Below are 1,346 nucleotides of genomic sequence, written 5' to 3' on the forward strand. Positions count from 1 at the left end.
GCCCTAACGTGAGGAAGGGCCCCCGCTTGACGGTTCCGGTGGAGGAAGGGCCCCCGGTCGACACGTCAGTTCCCGGCGAGGGCGGCCTGGGCGTTCTTCTGGAAGCGGTCCAGGACCGCCCGGGGGTCCGTGCCGGGCAGCTCGAACAGGGCGGTGTCGAGGTCCCGCAGGACGCTGTCCATCTTGGGGGCGTTCACCGGCCCCTGGGCGTACGAGGCACCGGCGATGAACGGACCGTCCGCCGGGAACGCGGCGGTGTACTGCCCGCGTACCGACTCGCGGGACGGCATCACCCCGAACGCCTTGGCGAACGCCATCTGCTGCTCGCCGCCGGTCATCGCCTCGACGAACCTGACCGCCTGCTCCTTGTATTTGCTCTTGGCGGCGATCCCCCAGCACTGGGTGAAGGAGAGGGTGCCCTTGCCCTTCGGCCCGGCGGGCAGTTCGACGACCCGGTACTTCACGTTCGGGAAGTCGTTCTGGAGCGCCCCCTTGATCCAGTTGCCCTCGATGGTCATCACCGCCCTGCCCTTGCCGAACGCCTCGCCGCCCCAGCCGGCGTCGAGCTGCTTCGGGTACCGGGCCAGCCCCTCGGTCAGCAGGCTGCGGACGTACGTCAGGGCCTGGATGTTCTCCGGGCTGGTCGCGGTGGCCTGTTTCCCGTCCGGGCTGGTCAGCCAGCCGCCGGCCTGCACCAGGAAGGCGCCGATCCGGTCCCGGGTGTCGGCGATGGCCAACGGCGTCAGCCCGGCCGTCTTGATCTTCCGGGCGGTGGCGGTGAGCTGGTCCCAGGTGGTCGGTACGTCGGCGTCGGTCAGTCCGGCCTTCGTCCACAGGTCGGTGTTGATCACCAGGGCGAGGGTGGAGAAGTCCTTCGGCGCGCAGTAGAGCCGGCCGTCGTAGGTGAAGGTCGTCCGCAGGCTCGGGTAGAAGTCGTCCGGGTTGCTGATCCGGTCGCCGTACGGTTCGAGTGCGCCGACGCTGGCGTAGTCGGCGAACCGGGCGGCGTCGACGTAGAAGACGTCCGGCGGGGTACCCCCGGCGAAGGCCTGACCGAGTTGCTGCGCGAGGTCCTGCGCGGGGGTCACCGTGGCGGTGTTGCCGGACGAGTCGGCCCACCGGGCGGCGGCCTCCTGCACCGCCTTCGTCTCGGCGGCCCCGGACGAGCCGATCAGGATCTGGAGGTTCGCCGGTCCGCTCTGCTGCGCGCTGCCCGGGGAGTTGTCGTCGAATCCGCTGCCGCAGGCGGCCGGACCGAGGAGCGCGACCGCCGCGAGGCCGGCCAGGGCAGCGCGGCGCACTGATCGAGGTGCCATCTCGTACTCCTGATGGGTGGGGGTGGTGGG

General features: G+C 70.9%; 1 protein-coding gene. It reads right to left on the minus strand.

The window, feature by feature from the left end:
• Positions 1–65 precede the first annotated feature (65 nt).
• Positions 66–1,346: sugar ABC transporter substrate-binding protein (locus GSF22_RS33570; protein ID WP_307804518.1), on the minus strand; the 1,281-nt coding region annotated here is incomplete at its 5' end.

This window comes from Micromonospora echinofusca (assembly GCF_017614955.1).
Classification (GTDB): Bacteria; Actinomycetota; Actinomycetes; order Mycobacteriales; family Micromonosporaceae; genus Micromonospora; species Micromonospora echinofusca_A.